14 protein-coding genes are annotated in these 19055 nt (G+C 51.2%); 6 read left to right on the forward strand and 8 right to left on the reverse strand.

Going from position 1 to position 19055, the window contains the following annotated elements:
- Nucleotides 1-369: 369 nt before the first annotated feature.
- Nucleotides 370-897 (reverse strand): PIN domain-containing protein, encoded by a 528-nt coding sequence (locus tag HW932_RS10900; protein ID WP_176976518.1) that lies wholly within the window; start codon nt 895-897, stop codon nt 370-372.
- Complete coding sequence (locus HW932_RS10905; protein WP_176976519.1) at nt 897-2141, reverse strand: helix-turn-helix domain-containing protein; 1245 nt, start codon at nt 2139-2141, stop codon at nt 897-899. Before HW932_RS10905 ends, HW932_RS10900 begins: the two co-directional genes overlap by 1 nt.
- A 290-nt stretch (nt 2142-2431) precedes the next feature.
- Here HW932_RS10905 and mblB point away from each other — a divergent pair, with 290 nt between their 5' ends.
- From mblB to HW932_RS10920, 3 genes are read left to right on the forward strand one after another with little or no spacing between them, the layout of a single operon-like run.
- Entirely contained in the window at nt 2432-3568 is a 1137-nt protein-coding gene (gene mblB, locus HW932_RS10910; RefSeq protein WP_176976520.1) for an anti-phage 6A-MBL system MBL-fold protein, read from the forward strand.
- A gap of 1 nt (nt 3569) precedes the next feature.
- Nucleotides 3570-5846 carry an anti-phage 6A-MBL system cap2_3 protein gene (cap2-3, locus tag HW932_RS10915; protein WP_176976521.1) on the forward strand — a complete coding sequence of 759 codons (2277 nt, stop codon included), beginning with the start codon at nt 3570-3572 and terminating at the stop codon, nt 5844-5846.
- Nucleotides 5843-7024: a patatin-like phospholipase family protein gene (locus HW932_RS10920; protein WP_176976522.1), complete on the forward strand. Its 1182-nt coding sequence runs from the start codon at nt 5843-5845 to the stop codon at nt 7022-7024. The genes cap2-3 and HW932_RS10920 overlap by 4 nt, the downstream gene beginning before the upstream one ends.
- 52 nt (nt 7025-7076) lie before the next feature.
- Here HW932_RS10920 and HW932_RS10925 read toward each other — a convergent pair whose 3' ends face one another.
- The 4 genes from HW932_RS10925 to HW932_RS10935 form a co-directional block, all read right to left on the reverse strand.
- Nucleotides 7077-7970, reverse strand: coding sequence for an IS982 family transposase (locus tag HW932_RS10925; RefSeq protein WP_176976523.1), 894 nt, complete (start codon nt 7968-7970; stop codon nt 7077-7079).
- A 168-nt stretch (nt 7971-8138) separates the two neighbouring features.
- Entirely contained in the window at nt 8139-8423 is a 285-nt protein-coding gene (locus HW932_RS22020) for a tyrosine-type recombinase/integrase (RefSeq protein WP_222932313.1), read from the reverse strand.
- Nucleotides 8420-9127, reverse strand: a complete 708-nt coding sequence (locus HW932_RS10930; RefSeq protein ID WP_222932314.1) for a tyrosine-type recombinase/integrase — start codon at nt 9125-9127, stop codon at nt 8420-8422. Before HW932_RS10930 ends, HW932_RS22020 begins: the two co-directional genes overlap by 4 nt.
- Before the next feature lie 363 nt (nt 9128-9490).
- Nucleotides 9491-10570: a hypothetical protein gene (locus HW932_RS10935; protein ID WP_176976524.1), complete on the reverse strand. Its 1080-nt coding sequence runs from the start codon at nt 10568-10570 to the stop codon at nt 9491-9493.
- 1148 nt (nt 10571-11718) lie between these two features.
- Between HW932_RS10935 and HW932_RS10940 the strand changes: the two genes are divergently transcribed.
- The 3 genes from HW932_RS10940 (at nt 11719) to HW932_RS10950 (ending at nt 15147) form a co-directional block, all read left to right on the forward strand.
- A complete protein-coding gene (locus HW932_RS10940) occupies nt 11719-13212 on the forward strand; it encodes a hypothetical protein (RefSeq protein WP_176976525.1) in 1494 nt (497 codons plus the stop codon).
- Nucleotides 13213-13414: 202 nt separating this feature from the next.
- Nucleotides 13415-14152 (forward strand): 3'-5' exonuclease, encoded by a 738-nt coding sequence (locus HW932_RS10945; protein WP_176976526.1) that lies wholly within the window; start codon nt 13415-13417, stop codon nt 14150-14152.
- Between the two features lie 119 nt (nt 14153-14271).
- A complete protein-coding gene (locus HW932_RS10950) occupies nt 14272-15147 on the forward strand; it encodes a hypothetical protein (RefSeq protein ID WP_176976527.1) in 876 nt (291 codons plus the stop codon).
- A gap of 179 nt (nt 15148-15326) precedes the next feature.
- On the opposite strand, the gene HW932_RS10955 is transcribed toward HW932_RS10950, so the two are convergent.
- Together HW932_RS10955 and HW932_RS10960 are read right to left on the reverse strand one after the other, a co-directional pair.
- Entirely contained in the window at nt 15327-17177 is a 1851-nt protein-coding gene (locus HW932_RS10955) for an ATP-dependent helicase (RefSeq protein WP_176976528.1), read from the reverse strand.
- 180 nt (nt 17178-17357) lie between these two features.
- Nucleotides 17358-18398, reverse strand: a complete 1041-nt coding sequence (locus HW932_RS10960) for a hypothetical protein (RefSeq protein ID WP_176976529.1) — start codon at nt 18396-18398, stop codon at nt 17358-17360.
- Nucleotides 18399-19055 lie beyond the last annotated feature (657 nt).

Genomic DNA, 19055 nt, shown 5'->3' on the forward strand with positions numbered 1-19055 from the left:
TATTTGCTCGTTTTATGGTGAGGCAGTTCAAGCATTGCTGTGCAAGCCATGCGGCTTCAATCTCAACGCGGGCAGCTGCTGTCGCGTACCGATTCTGAACTTGGTATTTTGTGTGCGTGACCGACTTTCAGCGACAAACATCAGATTCCGTCAAAATGTTGACGTTTTGAGTTTGCGCGGTGAGCCTGGCTCAGAAGGCATTTGAGTTCATCCAGGTGTTGGTGGAGATGACGGGAGCCACCGCGCTGGTCAGCGAGGAACCAGAGGGCTGAAAGGCTGAAGATCGCCGTGTTCAAGTCCAGGGACGGGCTGGACACGGGCGATAACAGGGGGTTGGACGTTGCAGGTCGCCAAGGCGCTGTATCACGGTCAGAGGAGGTCGCCAAAGGAGGCGATCTTGAGGCGAAACCGATGAAACGTTGCCCAATCCTGCTTGATGGCATCGGCTTCGGCCACGGTCAGCAGGGTTTCTTGCAGCATCGAGCACATGAGATCCTGAGTCGTCAGGATCTTCAAGGTGGCGTGGCAGCGCTCGGCCTGCTTGATCGCCTGTTTGTCGTCCATCGCCAGGCGGTACTGACGATGCAAGGCGACGGCGATACAGGCGCACTCGCCCTCACCGAAGCGCTCGAATCCGATCCAGCGCGCGAATGTCTCGACCTCGTCGGGGTCGGTAATCTGGATGACTTCAAGGATGCCCTGCTCCACGGCGCGATCGAGACGACAGACTTGCTCGCCATAGTGCGTGGTGACTTCGTGGCGGACGTGCTCGGTAATGAAAAAGCGGCACGAGTGCCGCTCAATCAAATCCAGGCGGTCGATGGCTAAAAAATTGATGAGAACCGAGGTGTCGGCGATAATGATCGAGTGCGAATCTTTTACTTCTCGTGTCTCCATTAGTCCTCGTCCTTGACGGCTTCCGCCAATTCGATGAGCGTAGCACCCGAGACACCGAGATTTTTACTGAGATCGAGCAGGCGTCCGCGTGAAATCTCTTCCCGGCGGTAAGCTTCGATCGCCAGTTGTACAATCTGGGTCTTCAATTCACGGTCTTCCCGCTCGGGTTTTTCAGGTTGCTCCATATCATCCAACATCTGAAGGAACGATAGAAACGCTCTAGCTTCGCTCTCACGGCTCAGGAGCTTGTTGCATTCGGCCGGTGAGACCAGCGACAGACTGCGCAGCCGAAAGATAGCGGCCTTGTAACTGACGCCAAAGTGATGCGCCAGGAGCGCGGCATCCTGATGGGTGATCGCTTGCGAACCCGGCGCCGGGCGCGTTTGGGTCTCGATGCGCCCTTCCGTGGCAACATCAAAGATCGCGTGTTCTTGGCGGCTCGGCTGTCCCTTATCTAAGGAGCGAATGAAGTCGGTGACACCATCAGCAGGCATCAGAAAGGCGGCAGCAAAGGCATTGGCCCGTTTCTCGATCAGTTCCGGGGCATTTTCGCGCGTCGAGACCGTGGCGGTGCGTTCACGATCAAGCAGGGCATGGGCGTATTCATGAGCATAGGAGAACCGCTTGCGCGCCCGCGCATGGGTGTAGTTGACCAGAATCGCCATACCGATGGAGGCATGGCGCAGAAACAGTCCCGACATCTCATCGGGCAGATGCACGCCCGCCGACCAAATCCCCTGATCGGCAATCAATTCGCTCATATCGCCAATCGGCGTTGGTCCCAGACCAAGCCGTTTGCGCTCTTGCGCGGCGACATATTCGCCGTGTTGCACGGCTTCACTCGGCGTTTTGGGGGTGGCCACAGCGTAGGCGGGTGGTCCGCTCCGTTCAGGACGCCCGAGCAGACGCTCTAAGGCGCACCCGTCCAGGCACAGGCGCAAGCAATGCTGCACTTGGTCATTGACCTCACCGCTCGCCTCGATGCCGGGCGCCAAGCGATGCAGGGCCACCAGCCAATCCTCCTCCTCGATGGCCGCTGGCTGAAAGAAGTCCAGGATTGACCGCCGATACAGCTCCGCTAGGCGCGACAGTTCAAAGGTGGAGACCGCGCGCTTGCCGGCTTCCAGTTGGGTGATGGCGGTACGGGGTAGACCGATGGCCTCAGCCACCGCTTGTTGGCTCAACGCTCTGTTTTCGCGCGCTTCGCGGAGGCGCGCGCCAAGGGTAATGGGGTTAAAAGACATGGTCGTCTTCTCCGGGTGAGTGTCTTAGTTTATTGTTTTTTAAATAAATTATAACATATTTATGCAATTTTGGAAAAATTATACTTGACCGTTCGATTTTCAAACTATAGATTAAAACCTATGTTTGGCATTGGTTTTTTAATGGCAGTCATTTCAAGCAGATAGGAGCGGGCGGCGCGGCTTCCAGCTAGGTTTGACGCCCCCCAGGTGAGCAAGTCTGCTAAGACAGCGGCCGGATCAGCTCTGGAACAACAACCAGGGCTCTAAAGATTGAAAGGAGACTTATAAGTATGCCCCATCGCATTATTTTTTATCCGGTTGGAAACGGCGATAGCAGCCAGATAGTTCTGGATAACGGCAAGCGCATTCTGTTTGATTTTCGTCACACTAAAAAAAGCGAAGACGAAAGCAATCCAGAAATAGACTTAGCAGCACAACTCCGAAAAGAGCTGGAAAATGTGGATCGCGACTACTTTGATGTTGTCGCTTTTACTCACGGAGACTCAGATCATATCGAAAACAGTACAGAGTTTTTTGAACTTCTACATGCCAAAAAATATCAAGGCGATGGTCGAATAAAAATCAATACACTTTGGGTTCCCGCTGCCATGATCCTGGAGTGCGCTACCAATAAAGAACAAAGCTCCGAATTTGTTATTTGGCGTGAAGAAGCTAAATACCGTTTAAAGGAAGGAAAAGGCATTAGAGTATTTTCCAAGCCAGATAAACTAAAAAATTGGCTTGAAAAAAACGACCTTACCCTTGACTCTAGACGCCACCTTATAACAGATGCCGGCTGTTTAGTCGATGAATTTAACATTAATAGCGACGGGGTCGAATTTTTCTGCCACTCGCCGTTTATCAAGCATGTCGATGAAGGAGAAGATCTTCGTAATTCAGCAGCTCTGATATTTAATGTCAGATTTCAACAGAGCGGTAGCAATTATGACTATTTGGCAGTAGGTGACACGGAATGGCTTGTATTGGAAGATATCGTTCAGGCCACGAAAAATCACAACAATATGGACAGACTCGCATGGGACATCTATAACATTCCTCACCACTGTAGCTATCTTGCCCTTAGCGACGAAAAGGGTGAAATTGAAACGACCCCGAAACCACTTGTTAAGGAACTCCTAGAAAACGGCAAAGAAGGAGCGTATATGATTAGTTCAAGCAGACCAATTAAAGACACTCAAGAAGCTAGGGAGCAGCAACAACCTCCACATATTCAGGCTAAAAACTGTTATGTGCGTTATCTAAAAAATGTCGGTGGTGCAAAATTCTTAGCTACCATGGAAACACCAAATACTACCAAGCCAGAGCCGATAGAGTTCAAGATTGATGGCTGTGGCATCAGTTTAGATAAAAAGCTTATGTCTGCTGCTACTGTGATCACATCGTCTCGTGCGCCAAGGGCAGGATAGTTTGAGTATCGATTACGTAGAATTTGGCCAGGCAATGCCTGGCCTTGATCCAAAAAATATACAGCATCCGGAAGCGCGGAATCTGCTGGCGGCATGTCTTTGTCACCCGGATTTTGAGGTTATAGAGCTACGCAAACTCGAAATCAATACCTATAGTCGCGCCGATGTTATCGTCGTAGATTGCTGCGATGGAACTATTCCATCCCGTAATTCAGTAGGGATACGGAACCGAGAGCGGCTGGCGCTTTTTTATTGCTCTGGTTTTCCCCACGAGGTGCGGGCGCTAAGGAGGGATTTCCCTGTAACTTTACACCAAAATCATATCCTTTCAGGCGAACCGGCGTCGCTATGTCTTTACTTTGAACCATGGAGTGCTGTCGAACGGGATTGGACCCCTCAACGTCACCTTGAACGCATCCTTTGGTGGCTGCGAGAAACAGCTCTCGGAACGCTTCACAGAAGCGATCAGCCGTTGGAATATCTGTACTTCACGCCACCTTACGACATCGTTCTTCCGCCGAATTTTTTGGAAAAAACCGCTACGGATGGTCAATTACTGTCATTCTTTCCGATCCAGTGTCCTGGCACTAAGCCTCGGATAATCTGGGGGGATTTTATACAAGATTCGTTGGTAAAGAAATATAATTTGCCTTTTGGGGACTTCCTAGTAATCTCTCCTCAACCTCTAAACCACGGTCCTGTGCAAAGACATCCGCAGACACTCGGTGAATTTCACGACCAATTCAAGGAAAGAGGCTCTGAAATTATAGGCGATATAAAAGCCGCTTTACGCAATAAAGTCACAAGCGCTGGAATTGAAAAACAGACCGACGTAAGTACACTTCTTTTAGTGATAACATCAGTCCGACGTGCTCCGGATCAACCACCGGAGCGTTCAGAGACGCAGGCTTTTTTTATTCATGCCGATATTGCAACCATTGGAATCGCATCTGGAGCATTAATTGATGGAAGAAACGGAAAATTCTATGTCGATTATTCTATTGGCGAAACTGAATCTGCCGAAAAAAATAAATGGCAAGATTTTGTTATCGAACCCATTGGTGTTAAAATTGCAGTCACACCTGAATTCTCACGCAATGCCTCCGATGTGCTTTCGGAGAAAGCGCAATTTCGTGGAGTTCTAGCAGGAGTTGGCGCCCTTGGAAGTGTTCTAGCTGACTTTTGGGCACGCGAAGGATGGGGGGAATGGACCTACGTAGACGATGACTATGTCTTCCCTCACAACGTGGTTCGTCACATTGCTCGCAATGAGCATATTGGACGCTCAAAAGTTGAAACAGTCCGAGACTTGACTAACGGCATTTATTATCCCGGACAAATCTCTAATATCGCAATCCATGCCAAAATTTCAGATAGATCTAATGAACGCTTAGCGGAAATGCTAACCTCAGCGGATTTAATTGTCGATGCAACAACCACTCTAGAGGTTCCTCGTGATTTATCGGTACAGGAATCAGCTCCACGCACAGCATCTGTTTTTTTAACACCATCGGGACATGGCTCCGTCCTTCTTATTGAAGACCATGAAAAATCTGTACCCCTTCATGCTCTTGAATCCCAGTATTACCGAGCTGTTCTTAATGCTATGTGGGGGGCTAATCACCTTAAAGGACACGCCGGCGAGCTTTGGGTAGGTGCGGGTTGCCGCGATATTTCGGCAGTTATCTCTTATGAGCTTGTTCAGCTACATGGATCAATGTTAGCACGCCAGTTGCGTAAACTCGCTGCAAAAGACGAATCACAAATGCGTGTTTGGGAGTTAGATGATGCGTCTGGCACGCTAACTTCTTACAATTTACCCGTTTCTAAAGTAATAATAGAACAGCATGGCAAGTGGTGCGTCGTCTGGGATAACGATTTACGGGATAAATTTTTTGCGATGCGTGCGCACAGTCTCCCCAATGAAACAGGCGGAATTATTTTAGGTTATTTTGACCAAAAGCTAAAAATGCTGCATTTGGTAGATGCTTTGCCTGCTCCGAGTGACAGTGAGTCATCAGTAAACGGTTTTACACGTGGAACAAAAGGACTTCGTGAAGATCATGAGGAATGTCTGCGCCGTACGGCTCATGTAGTTGACTATGTTGGCGAATGGCATTCGCATCCTCGTGGAGTTACAGCTTGTGCTAGCGAGCTTGATATGGATCTTATTGCGCATCTATCCACGATGATGGCGCAAGCTGGTTTGCCAGCAATCATGATTATTGTCGGAGAAAATTCGATTAAAATACAAATCGGAGAAGCAGATATTTTATGAGCGCCAAAAAAGAAAGTACCGAAATCAAAATAGGTTTGGCTCTTTCTGGAGGAGGTGTCCGTGCAGCCGCTTTTCATGCGGGAGTGCTTCGCTATCTTGCGGAGAAAGAACAACTTGAGATGATTTCTCATGTATCTTCTGTTTCTGGCGGAAGTCTTTTTATAGGGCTTGTTTTTAACAACGCTCAATATAAATGGCCATCTTCTTCAGAATATTTATCAGCAGTTTTTCCGCAAATTCGGGAATTACTAACCTCTAAATCATTACAAAGATCCGCAATATTTAACCTGCTTTTAAATCCATTAAATTGGATGTTTATTTTTTCCCGAGCAAATGTTATTGCGCAAACCATAAAATCACTTTGGGGGATAAATGTTTTACTAGGTCAAGTAACGCCAAATATTTTATGGTCAATCAATGGCACGGCTGCTGAGACAGGACGTAGGTTCAGATTTAAAAATGGACGGATGGGTGATTATGAAATAGGGTATGCTGACGCGACCAAATTCCCATTAGCTTCGGCCATGGCAGTCTCGGCAGCATTTCCAGGGGGAATAGGCCCTCTTGTTATCAGTGCAAATGAATTTCAATGGTTTAAGAAACCGCAGTGGGATGCACATGATGAGAAAGTAATAAAAAAATTGCCATTTAATAAACTACATCTATACGATGGTGGCTTATATGACAATCTTGGGATAGAGCCTATCTTTGACATGGGCACACAACAATTTAAAGATTCAGAGCATGGCAAGGTCAATTATTTTGTCGTTTCAGATGCTGGGGCTGCACTATCACGTAGTTCTTTACCACATATGCTTAATCCATTGCGTTTCAAGCGGATCGCTGACATTGCTTTTGATCAAACTCGTTCGCTTCGAGTAAGATCATTTGTTAATTTTTTGCAAAAAAACCCATCAAGCGGCGCTTATCTTCAGATCGGGTCTTTTCCAATAAAAACCATCAAAAGATTAATGCGCGGGCGCGAGAAAGTAGCCGAACAACTCTTAAATATGAAGTGGTTACAAGAAAATGAGATTGAAGCAGCTGCAAACTATCCGACAACACTTTGCCAAATGACTACTTCAGATTTCGACCTTCTTGCTAAGCATGGTTGGGAAACAGCTCGCTGGAACGACCTACTACTCGGACAAGGATATATAAATCAATCAGAAACTTAAATACTCGATACAGCCTTATATTTTAATCTAATTTTACCCGATGCGCGACTTTCTATCCGACTGAAATCAGTCCCTCGAACTGTAGATCGGGGCGTCCGAGGGAGCGATTGATCCAGATGGCCAGGGTATGAGCGAGTCCCTTACGGGCGATGCGCGCGGTCAAATGCCAGAGATCACGCGCCCAGACCTTTTGGATGTGGAAGCGCTCGGTCAGTTGCCCAATGACTGTCTCGATGCGGCGCCGGAGGCGTTGTAAGTGGTGTACGAACGCCGGATCGCGGGGATCGCGCATATTGGAGCGGTATGGGGTCTGCAACGCGACATTGACCGCGGCCAGATCGGCGCGCAGCGGCGCGCTGAGATAGCCTTTATCGCCGACGAGTCGCCCGGCGAGGCGTTCGGTTAACTCCCAGAGTGCCTGGCGCTCGTCGACGTTGGCGGCTGAGAGCGTCAGGCGCGTCATCACGCCCGATGACCCGACGAGCAGATGGCCATGCAAGCCGTAATAGGCGGTGTCTTTGGCCGCACAATGGCCATAATCGGCCACCTCGGAGAACCGCACGCAGCGTCGGGCGCGCGTGATCACGCACACGGGCACCGGAAAGCCGTCGACGAGGTGCAGCGAATCGTCCCGCGCCCCCAAGGCACAGCTCAAGCGTTCCTGGAGGGCTTGCGTCGCCACCCAGAGGTTGGCCGCTTGGCGCGCAAAGCGACTGCGCGACCCCAACGCAGGAAACCACGCCGCCCAGTGTTGGCGGAAATACGCCCAGATTCGTACATCAGTGTCATAGCCGAGAAACTCACCGACGACCACCAGCGTGATCGCCTCACTATCACTGAGCTGAGGGGCACGCCCGCGCTGACGCAGGCGCCGCGGCCCCAGCCACGCCTTGAGCTGATCGTCTACGCAGCAATAGACCACGATGATAAAGTCTTCCAGCAACATGGCCGCCTCCTGAACGCCTCTGAGGTGAATAGAGCCTCTTCTCAGCGTCGTTCAGACGGCCCTGTCGCGCCAGTCAGACCTCAACCGCCCACACAGCCCGTTAAAAAATCGCACATCGGGTCTAATTTTCTTTTTTTCTACGGCCAAAATATTATTGGTTGACATTGATCAGTAATCCACGCGCAAGGTCGGACTGTCTTCGGGTCGATGCTTCCGTTTGTCATACAGGCGGGTTGTAGAGACGTTGGCATGACCAAGCCATTCCTGAACCTTAGCGATATCGGCGTTGTGCTCCAGCGCGTTGGTGGCCGCGGTCGCCCGTAGAGAATGCACACAGAAACCATGCACAGCGGTAGTGATGCCGATCCGTTCCCCGTAGTAACGCACCACTTCCTTGTAGATCGAGGTTGGATTCAGCGGTTTGTTGAGCGTGCCCGTGGTGTTGTTTTTCACGGGGCGAAACAGGGGCCGCCCAGGTCATCGCCATGTCCGGCGGTTTCCAGGTATTCCTTGATCAGCCGCGCCGCCTTGGCGGCGACCGGCACAAACCGAATCTTGTCGCCCTTGCCTTCGATACGCAGATGCAACACGCCCTCGCGCGACTGGAGATCACGCACGCGCAGCGTGCAGAGTTCTTCGCGCCGCAGCGCGTGATAGAGCAGGGTCGCCAGAATCGCCCGATCGCGGCGCCCCTTGAGGGAGTCAGCCGGTGGCGCCTCTAGGAGGGCGCGCGCTTGGGCATCGCCCAGGGCGGGGGTCAGCCCTTCGTTGTGGTTGGCCTTGGGGCGTTTGACCCCGTCGACGGGGTTATGCCCAATGGCGTTGTGCTCGCAGAGATAGTCGAAGAGCGAGGACAGCGCCGAGAGCTTGCGCCGGATGGTCGAGGAGGCAAGCGCCCGGCGCTCCAAATCCTGACGCCAGGTGATCAGATGGGCGCGAGTGACGAGACGGAACTCTTCGGGGCGGACAATTCCGACAAACGTCGTAAAGTCTTTGACGTCCTGTTGATAGGCGCGGCGGGTCTTGGGGTTGCCGATGTTGGCAAACCACTCCAGCTCAGGGGGCACGTCGGCCAGTCCCTGAAACTCGGCGACGGTCAAGACGCGCGTGGATACAGGTGCCGGCGCGCTGGCGGGAATGCGTGTCTTCGGTGTCATGTCTCCACCCTACTCCCGATTAGACTTTATCTTGCGTAGATGCGCCGGGCTGCCATTTCAAGCGAAACAGTCGGAATTCGGGCACGAGGGGCTGGAGCTGAACATGGACAGTTGCCATCGGTATCGGTTGTAGACAGATGTAAGCACGAGGGCTGCCGATCGCTCAGACGACGTTAGGAGGCCGCCGTCTTTGTGTTCTATCCGGCAATCCGTCAACATCCCGCCACAGATAAAAGCATGACGGGATGTCGCTAGTGGCCTTAATCAACGCAAGACACGGATAAAACAACGGCCCGGTCTCGCCATGAATCGCCGATCAGTGAACGTCGGTGATTTTTTCTACGAAGCCTGACGTGGCCATATTTAGTCGATTTCATCCTCATCTTCATCCTCATCCAAGTAAAAGTCGTCGTCACAGCAATCATCCGCCTTATCCCTCTTGTCCGCATTTTTTGTATTCTCACAACCCCAGTCGCAAGGGATAATCTCGGCGAAGGTCAGCGCATACGCTAGAACTAAATGACAGGCCAACTTCCCTCCGAGATTTTCAAATATCACTCGATTCTGCTCTAACGCCACCACAAGCTCCATGCTTGATTGGGCAATCTCATCCGCTTCAGGGCCATCCGGATCACTCTCATAAGAATTCATTCCTTGGCTGAGTTCGAAAATTCTCATTAACATCGAGTTTGACAAAAATTGCCGCGCCCCCTCCTCAATCACGTCCGCCCAAACCAACACTTGAGCCATAAGAATCTGCGCTTGCAACAGGTCATGTTGGGCCTTAAAAACAATCAAGCGTTGATTAATATGGCCCGCTAATAACATGACAGACTCCTTAACGGTTTCCTTGTTAAATATTAAGTCGCAAAATATGTCTTTATTAAGACTCATCTTTTTTGCAAAAAGAATGTACCGCGTCGTCGGCAAGTTGAGAAAGTAGTCGTACATGTCGGAGTACGGCTCAATCACATTAGCCTCAAACAAGGAAATCTTGAGAGCCTGAATAAAATTCTTCATATCGAAAGATCGCGCAAACTTTATGTCGCCGCTTTCAATTTTTTTGACTAGGTATAAACTTTGAATAAATAGCGCGACTTTTAGATTGCTCCATGTTTCTAAATGAAAATGCGAAAAATCATTACTGTATTCTAAGAGTTTGCTCATGACCGGTGACAACGATGATTTATCAATGTTATAGCTGCGCATGATGTTCGTACCAAAATAAATATGACAGACGAAATTCAAAACCTGCTCTTTGATGGAATTACTCCAAAAGGTGATGCGCTGTGCTTCAAGCGCTTCGATCAGTTTCAAACCAATCTCATCATAAGCTTCTTGCGCGTCTTTGAAACCGCGAATGTATCGTAACGGTGCTTGATCTCTCGCGGCAATAATGCGCTGCATCGTTGGCGTTGGCGTCAGATCTTCGAGCTCTTTCACAAGCGATGCGTCAAGACGATAGAAAGCGTTGCAGAACGCTTCATCAAAAAAATTCTGGTTATCATGATAAACTCCTATTTGCTTATTGCCGTTAAAGACGCTGTAATTTGTTTTTCCTATTCGCTTCTCTAAAGGAGTGCGATCGTTGCGCGCACCTCAAAAAAGCCGATCGCCACTTAATCAGACCAAAGTTCGAGCGCCTTGGTCGTGAACCGTCGATGTAGCTCGAATCGTTTTGTACTTTATAGTGGCTATTTTCTCGTTGACTACCCTGTCAAAATAGGTGATCAGTCGCACCTTGGAATGCCAGCTGGCAATCAAATAAAACGCGGCGTATCACCTCGCCTCGTGCGCTATGCGTCGAACAATGCTGGTGTTGTGCGCCTCCTCTAAAAACCGTCTCGGTTGTGACATTGGTTCTGTGGTGCGGTTTGTTCTGATTTACATGAATTCACGGTCCTGATTGGCGGCGTTGAAACTCTAGCTGTCGTTTACAGCCTATTTGACGACGCCCCATTAGCTGACTCAGCTCAATCCCACCTGAGTGTTTGGATCTTGCCAATGCGAGGGCGCAGGCTCGAAGGATTGACTAGCGCTGTTTACAGCGTTGCGCTTCGGCATCCGTTTGGGTGAGCCACAGCGGCGATCAGCCACACTGCTGTCGGTCTCCTTTACACCCGCGCCGCCGATTCAATGAGCAGACTCCGGAAGATTCGATGCAGCCATGCCTGAAGCCACAGCCGGTGCCGACACCCAAACGGGATGACATCGACGCACGGCTTTCAGAGGGCTTTACAGCCGCTAGCGACGCGACGCCGCCCGTCTTGGATCGCGAAGAGTGCGAGTGAGGCTGGGAGGTCGCAGTGATCGCGGAAAGGGGTTGGTCTCCCTTTTCGTCGGTAACGATCAGGAGGCTGGGAGGAGTTGTTTTTTCAGGGACGGCTCAGGCATGGCGCCCAGCGTACCGGCGAGGAAGTGACGGCATCAGACGAAGACAGCGCGATCTGCCGTGCGGCTAGGCCAGACCGCCGCCTGTTCTAGCGGGTGAGAGTGACGTTGGGGTAAGCGCCCTTACATCCAAACATGATCGCTCGCAGTTATTTATTTAATAGTAATTTAAATAGCTACTAACAATTAAGGAGATAGCTATGAAATTACTCGATATTTTTTTCCTTCTTACGGATGAACAAAAAACAGCATTGGCAGCGGAACTGCCGCGGACGGCGCACGTCATCGGTTGCCCGGGGAGTACAAAAACAATACAGGTGGCGTCGGCCGCCTCTCCTTTAACGCCTCATAAATTCATGATTCGCGCCTTCAGCGAATCCACGTATGATCAACACGCTGATGCAAAATCGATCGACGGCTATCAAGTCACAATTAACACAGCCTTATCGACACACGCTCAGGACTGGATTGTATTTAACGATGTCTCTGGAGCCTGTGAAGTTGCACTGCGGTGTTTGCAGCACTGGCTGGCTTCGAAAGGTTTAAAGCCTGATCGTTTACGCGCTTTTTCACTAAAAAATGCTCGAATTGAAACAGTCCAGTTGACTTTCCTGGCCGAGCACTTAAATCTGGAAGAGGCCATAGACGCTAAGATCGCGCTGTATAACCATGCCGAAGCTTTACACAATGAAAGCCTATCGTTGAAACCAAAAGGACCGGATCGCGTGGAGTGGGCGGGCAGTCGCCGTCATGGAAAATGGACGCTAAAGGCCAAAGATCTCGTGCTCAGCGTCTCCAACATGTCAATGTCGGCGATCGAGAACCATGAAAGCCCGATCAATTTTTCCAAGCCTCTACAGTCAGAGCTTTGGCATGAGGCGCAGCGATACCTCATTTTTGATCTCACACTGGAGGCACGCTGGCTGCAACGGCAAGGTCTCTCCAACCCTTCAGCCTGGAACGGGTCTCAGGTAGGAGCCGAAGATACGGCTATATCTACCATTAAGCGTTTAATGTGGGAGGATTTTTCCTTTCGTCGCCGCATTCTGGCGCGCCGGTATCGTCCCTCGACTCAGACCAAGGATGGTCAGCTCATCGACTGGTATTACAATCACCGGGATGTTTCGCAGCATCCGTTGATCACGCAGAGCCGCGACCCGAAAGCCATGTTTAAGAAAGCCAATGCGCGGGCTCGTCAACAGTTCCATATCGATTACCGTATTCCCTGGGCAACAGTCCAGGAATACCTGTGTCCGGACCTCTCCCACTTCTTGACCTTTATCCATCACAGCCATGTTTCTCCCGCCCTTAAAGCGCACAGCTTCGGCCCCCTCACATGTAGCGATCTGATTCAGAAGTTGGACGCTCGACTGCCGAAACCTGTGCTAGAGCCTGCGGCCAAAAAACCACGGCGATCAAGAAAAAAACGCCGCACTACCAGCCTTCCTCCCCCCGCTCTATGGGCTATTCCACCTCAGACTCAAACATTATCGGCCCCAACCGACGAAGAGGACGCCAGCTCCGATCTTGTCGATAAGAATTTTGAACGCTCTTCCGCGTTTTCAAAGCGAAAAAAACGATCTGCTAAATCCGGACAAGGCCAGCCATCCAAACGCAAAGCCACGTCTAACTCTAAAAAAACTGGCGGTGTTAAAGTGATTGCCGAAAAGCCATCAACATCTACAAGCAGTTGATCTGCCTAGATAAGCACTCCGTCGCCATCGGTGCGGTACTCACCGCACCTTACAAAGCAGCAGTTTGATGAAAATCGCGAGATGTCTGCACAAGGATCGCGCCAAGTGATACGCCTTTCATCGGCGTGTCGGTGCCTACCGATAGCGCTTCATAGCCAGCCCAAAAATCAGGACGAATGTTTACGTAAATCGGACAGTCAAAATGAAATCAATCGCCATTATAAACTTTAAAACAACAGGTCCATCAACGGACAACGGGGATCGCCCCTTTGAAGTTGGCGCGGTGATTATGCGAAAAAGACACGTAGAAGCGCATTATCACAGCCGAATAAATACCGGAGTTTTAGTTCGGCCAGACATTCTTTCACGGCATAAATTAACACCGCAGGCGATCCAGCAGGAACCCACGGCCAACAGTGTCATGCAGGAGCTATCCTCTTTTTTAGAGCCAATCCCTTTGGCGGCCCACAATGCCGGTTTTCACTGTCGCTTCCTAGACGCGGAGTGGGCGCGTATTGGACAGACCCGCCATCAGGACTGTGCCTGTTCCAGGCTATTATCACGGCGACTATACGCGAACACGCTTGACCATCGGTTAGTGGCCATGATCGACGCCCTGCGTTTATCGCAATTGACCAGGAATCCAAGCGCGTTGACGGATGCGGAGATGGCCGGCTATCTTTTCACGCATCTGGTTACCGATCTCAAGCGCCGGTACGCCTTCAAAAAGGTATCGCATGCCTTTCTATGCGAAGATTCAACGCGCTTCGAAGCAACAGTTCGAAGCCGCTGTGCAGCACGCAAGCCGTCGGTATGGGTTAGACCGCTCACGTTGTGGCCAGCAGAAACGCGGCTCCGCTCGTGGTTAGCGGCATCGCATTACACATATCTCCGTAAGCTGTTGAATTTCATGAAACACAGGCTGAAGCGTGCTCTATAAAAATCAGTGACCTACAGACTTGTGTGTAATGCGATGGGTTAGCGGAGCCCCAGGTTTGGCCGTTATCGACCCAGGAGAGCTTCAGCCACGGTCGGCGCTGAATGTAGAGAACATTGATCATGACGGCACGGGACAGCAAAGCAACTATCAAGACGCTGATCAAAAAACGCTACGCCTATTTCGATCATATTGAGATATGGGTTGACACCGAAACAAAAATCCTCGACCGCTCAACACGGCAGAAGATTAAGAAGCAGGGGGCCAACGTAAGCATCGTTCCATTAAAGATTTCCCCTTTTCAGGGCGAGTACCGCACTAAGCTTGAGCTGACGCAAGTCAACCCCCAGGTTCTCCAGATCCTCCAAGCGGCATTCGACCAGCACGCCTGCGCGTATCTCATCGCTCGTATCGAGTTCACGGTCGATTGGGTGACTGAAACTCCCGAACAGGCCCGAACATTGCAACGGCTGTTTGAACAATATTTCATCCATCGGTGCCGCCGTCGGGCCGCGCCGCCCTTTTATTTCGAGAATGTGCACCAAGACGCCGACTCGGCGGGAACCAGCTACTTCAGCCCGAAAGATAGCCGCGGTCTTGTGCCGCTCATCTATAGTTCACGCCAAAAAAGACGCTCTGGCGATCAACCATGCGCGCATTTCGAGTACCGGCTGACGACAACAGCGGCTTGCAAACGTCACAACTTTCGTGTGCTTCAGGATCTGATCGAATGCGACATCTTGGCGTTCATGCGCCAGCACGTTACATTTATCGCCAAACCATCCAAGGAAGATGTGGGACGAGCGTTAGCATCCGCCGCGAACCCATCACGACGCACGCTAGAGAGATGCTGCAACGATTTCTTTAAGCAACGCCAAACGACCCTCGAACAGATTCCCATACAGCAACTCTTGTCCTGGCTACCGGAGCTTCACGCCTTGGCCCAAAAAAAGACCCCTGCACATCTTACAAAAATCGCCGATCTATTTTTCAAATAGCTATCATCGGCGCATAATAATATATACACATCACAAGCGGTTTATTTTTCCTAGAACTGGCGATCTTTAGTATTCTCAAGCTCCAAAACACCGTCTTTAAGGGGGTTACAGCCAACATCGCTTGTGTCAGTTTGCGTCACCGTGAGGGTGAACGGTAATTGCGCCTTAGTTTAAAATCTCTACACCGTTTTTTTCACACACTGCTGCTCAAACTCCGCCTCCAGGAACGGACAGCGCTGCGTCAGTGTTAATGGCTGTCGTGTCTTTGGGTTGTAGCTTTGATAAGGAGGACTTAGGAGAAAAAGTTCACGCTTGGCGCGTGTGATGGCGACATACAGCAATCGACGTTCCTCCTCCTGGGCAGCGACGCTATGCGCCCAACAGTGAGGGAAATGCCCGTCAACCATGTCGATCACGATCACCACCTCATACTCCAGGCCCTTGGCACTGTGAATGGTTTGTAGTGCCACGCTGTTCATGTGCTCGCTTCGGTAGCGCTGGATTTCCTGAATCGCCTGTTTGCACGTCTGGCCACGGACCATCGGCATCAGTTGCGTGATCACCGGCACGATCAGATGTCGGTCCTGGTGTTGGTAGTGCACCAGAACGTCTTGAATCAGACTCAGCTGTGCTTCGATCGAACGCGCCTGCTGTGCGGCCTTCAGTTTCTTGATCAGGTACAAGTGTTTCTTTTTCGAGGCCTTCAAATGGCGAATGGCGTCCTGGTTTCGCGAGTGCGGCGTCAAGCCGCAGATGTGCAGCACGGTGTCGACGGCCTCCATCGGGGCCTTTTTTCCCCTTGCGAACACGCGCAGGAAGGCTTCCAGACCGTCACAGATGTGCTTCAACGTCTCCTCGCTGCCCAAGACCGTTTTGATTCCCTTGGATTCCAGGGACTTGTGCAGATCACGCAAGCTCAGTTTTTCACGAGCCAGCACCGCAATCTGGCACGCCTTCACTGTCCTGGTGAGGCGGTTTAGGAGCTGCCCGACCTCCTGCGCTTGAGTCTCCTTGGTGGGGCACAGAATCAGCTCAGGTTTCTTGCCGTGCACCGTGGATGTCATCGTGAGGGGCGTCACGTTGAGACGGCGTCGCACCACGTTGGCTAAATCCAGGATTTCCTGCGTACTGCGGTGTGACTGACTCAGGGCGCGGGGCTGAACTTGGTGCTTCTCGGCAAAGTTCCACAGAGTGCCGGTTTGTGCGCCATGAAACCCGTAGATTGTTTGGGCATCGTCGCCAACCACCACGACTTTATCGATCACGGTCGCGAGCAACTCGATGAGTTTCAACTGAATCGAACTTAAGTCTTGAAATTCGTCGACGAGCAGCACGTGGTAGCGCTTGCCGATGTTGCGCAAGGCTTGCGGCGTGTTTTTGAAATACTCGACCGGTCGATGCAGCATATCGCTGAAGGCGAGGCGACAGTGGTTCTGCTGGCTTTTGACTATTTGCGCCTGCAACGCTTGTAGTGTCGGTGCGTGCATCCGCCGGTTGAAGTCAAGCGTGTCGAGATCGGCCTGGATACAGGTGCCGCGTAAGATCGACCGTTTGAGTACGGTGAACAGTTCACGCTCGGTTTCATCGTCGAGTGGTGTGCCCTTGAAGGCCCGCCTGAATTTTCGCTTGATCAGCGCTTTGACGCTTTTGACATCGGTGGGTCTGGGTGTTTTTGAGTAGCCAAATGCGGCGGGATTAGTCGTGATGAGTTCATAGCCAAAGCCGTGAATGGTCGCAACCTGAATATGGCGAATACCGGCTTTCTTCGCGCGCTTTCGCAGCGTGACTTCAGCGCGCGCTGAGTGCGTCAGCGCCAGAATCGTTTGGCCCTGGTACTTCGGGGCTCCTGCAATGGCGATCAGTGTGCTGGTTTTACCAGAGCCAGGGCCAGCGTTAATCACGTCGATCTGGTTGACAGAGGCGATGATGGATTGCTGCTCTTGGGTAGGTTGAAAGATGTGAGGCTTACCCGGTTGTCGATGCGGACGGCTCATAACAACGTTCTCAGTCGCATTGTTGAACATCAACATGCCCCAGCGCTTCCGTTGACCAGGCTGGTCCAGGCGATCGAAGTGAGGGTGTTCGACGGAGTTGGGAATCTGCCGCGTGCGTCACTTGGCCTGTGAAGGCTGGCGAATGTTGGCGAGGTTCATCTCGCTGGCGAAGGGAGCTGTATGCATCCGGGGATACACCCAGCTCCCTGTTAATGCTTACGAGCGAGATGCCAGGCGCTTCCTCTGTGAGGACACGCGACGCTTGGTCGGCGTCGGAGTGGCTAATCCGGAGCTGGAAAGCAAGGGCACTGGCGGTACCTGTGGGTGTGGCTTCACGCCATTAGAGGCTGTCGTCGAAGAGGATGAGAACAATTCATCGATCGCCTGCTGTAGATCGTTCCGCGCCTCTTCGGCTGTGGTTTTGGTGTAGCGGGCTTCTTCGTAAGCCTTAAGACGACACCGATGCTCTTCAGTAAACAGATCATTTAATGCTTTCCATTCTGGAGGATTTTGCATACTCAGCCAGGGATCGCTATTTAAGTGTTTCTGAATTTCTTTGAGCCCATGTTTAAGGGCGTTTTTTGTTGTCTCTCGTGAGAACTTTGCTGGCTCGTGAAGTGAGTTCTGCTCCAACTGCTTACCCGAGAGGACCAGCTTAATACAAAGCGCCTTGGCCGCGTCTTGTGCCATCGAGCGATAGCGATCCCTCGCGACCTCGTTAACGACGGTTGACTCACGGTACACATGAATAGTCATGTTTTTATTGACCGTTACTGAGACTTTGTCATTTTTTCCTAGAATGGTGTCTAGCGTGTTGAAAACCGCTGCGGCCTCCTGAGGTGAGTTAGTCATGAAATGATAGTACAGCGTCACCTGCTTGAAACGAACATGTTCCAGGGTGATCTGATCGATGGCTGAGCGGCTGACTCCCGCTTTAGCCAGATAATACTGAAGCATCATCAGCAACAACTTTGCCGACAACCGCAGCCCGTTCTTGGCAAAGAGTGAGTGAACCGCTGCACACTGCGTCACATCCGCTTTCAGACGATAACCCGTCACCCGCACGGTCGGCAGCTGACTCGCCTTGGCGAATAATGGCTGTACTGCATACTCGAACTGAGAAAAACGCACTGTTTGAGAAAACATGCTGTTGTATGCGGTGATCTTTCCATTCTGATTAATCCTGCAATTTTGCTCGTAGGGTAGCCGCTCGTTCAGATGCTGGACATCCACGTCGATAACAAAAGAAGCGTTCATGTGAGTCTCCAATAAGAAATGATTGAGTGACGCCGGACCGCCTAAAGCGACGCTGCGTCAACTGGTCTAACACAACCCCCGCGTCGTTGATCACTTCGCGGTTTACGCATCGTTTTATGCGGTGCGAATCTCGCAGATGTCCACAACGCTGTGGCCTGTGCTTTTGAGCGTGGGCCACAGCCCAGCTTTCACGCGGCGATATACCGCCACGCAAGCGCACACAAAGAGGACATCGGTCGGACGTGGCCAAATCAAGGCGTACTGCGTTGACACATCCGGCACCTGGTGCCGTTGGACCAACGCTCTGCCAAGCGCCCACCCAGTCACGGGCGCGTTAGTGACGCGCCGCTTGGGGCGGGTGGTGGACTGACGGGGTGTCTCACACATGGGCGTTTAGATCTCCGAACTATCGTGCTAGCGAGCCGGAGCCGACATGGTTTCCTGCTCTAGCAGTCCCTTTTCACAGTATTTTTTCGAACCTCGCTTTTCTGCACATCGGCCCACCGTCTAAACAGTTTAAAACGCTAAAAAACGCTGTTTTCGGATCAAAAGCTGCAAATTTTTGGGAGGAAAAATCCTCTCAAAAAAACCTAGTCAACACGCTACTTTGAGAGGATTTTTCCTCCCAAAATCTGTAATACAGGTTTCAGGGCTTGC

The sequence above is a fragment of the Allochromatium humboldtianum genome (genome assembly GCF_013385175.1).
Classification (GTDB): domain Bacteria; phylum Pseudomonadota; class Gammaproteobacteria; order Chromatiales; family Chromatiaceae; genus Thermochromatium; species Thermochromatium humboldtianum.

What these genes read in the sequence shown, in the direction of transcription:
- mblB (WP_176976520.1), top strand. Translation starts at nt 2,432, where the DNA reads ATGCCCCATCGCATTATTTTTTATCCGGTTGGAAACGGCGATAGCAGC.
- HW932_RS10945 (WP_176976526.1), top strand. Translation starts at nt 13,415, where the DNA reads ATGAAATCAATCGCCATTATAAACTTTAAAACAACAGGTCCATCAACG.
- HW932_RS10920 (WP_176976522.1), top strand. Translation starts at nt 5,843, where the DNA reads ATGAGCGCCAAAAAAGAAAGTACCGAAATCAAAATAGGTTTGGCTCTT.
- HW932_RS10925 (WP_176976523.1), bottom strand. Translation starts at nt 7,970, where the DNA reads ATGTTGCTGGAAGACTTTATCATCGTGGTCTATTGCTGCGTAGACGAT.
- HW932_RS10960 (WP_176976529.1), bottom strand. Translation starts at nt 18,398, where the DNA reads ATGAACGCTTCTTTTGTTATCGACGTGGATGTCCAGCATCTGAACGAG.
- HW932_RS10940 (WP_176976525.1), top strand. Translation starts at nt 11,719, where the DNA reads ATGAAATTACTCGATATTTTTTTCCTTCTTACGGATGAACAAAAAACA.
- HW932_RS10905 (WP_176976519.1), bottom strand. Translation starts at nt 2,141, where the DNA reads ATGTCTTTTAACCCCATTACCCTTGGCGCGCGCCTCCGCGAAGCGCGC.
- HW932_RS10950 (WP_176976527.1), top strand. Translation starts at nt 14,272, where the DNA reads ATGACGGCACGGGACAGCAAAGCAACTATCAAGACGCTGATCAAAAAA.
- HW932_RS10955 (WP_176976528.1), bottom strand. Translation starts at nt 17,177, where the DNA reads ATGTTGATGTTCAACAATGCGACTGAGAACGTTGTTATGAGCCGTCCG.
- HW932_RS10930 (WP_222932314.1), bottom strand. Translation starts at nt 9,127, where the DNA reads ATGACACCGAAGACACGCATTCCCGCCAGCGCGCCGGCACCTGTATCC.
- HW932_RS10900 (WP_176976518.1), bottom strand. Translation starts at nt 897, where the DNA reads ATGGAGACACGAGAAGTAAAAGATTCGCACTCGATCATTATCGCCGAC.